We start from the raw sequence: 318 nt of genomic DNA on the forward strand, positions 1-318 counted from the left end.
TACCCGGTCACGGTCTCCGTCGACGACACGGGAACCGGGTTCGCGGTGACGGCGCAGGTGCAGGCGGCGATTGATCCGGGTCAGGTGTGTGCGTTGCTGGTTCAGGCTCTCACCGAGTTGACCGCCGAGAATCGTGTGCTGGCCGAGTTGGATGTGTTGCCTGTGGCCGAGCGTTGCAGGCTGTTGGATGGTTTCAATCCGCAGGTCGAGGTGCCGTCGCCGGGTGTGGCGACGGTTGATGCGTGGGTGTGGGCGCGGATCGAGGAGTCTCCGGATGCGGTCGCGGTGGTTCACGAGGGCCGGGGGATGACCTATGGC

1 protein-coding gene is annotated in these 318 nt (G+C 65.7%); it reads left to right on the top strand.

The genetic code is table 11. From position 1 onward, the window contains the following. Window positions 1–318 (top strand): hypothetical protein (locus E1294_RS54035; RefSeq protein WP_220448468.1); only part of this gene is annotated, 318 nt, incomplete at both ends.

It is taken from the genome of Nonomuraea diastatica (assembly GCF_004349015.1).
GTDB classification, from domain to species: domain Bacteria; phylum Actinomycetota; class Actinomycetes; order Streptosporangiales; family Streptosporangiaceae; genus Nonomuraea; species Nonomuraea diastatica.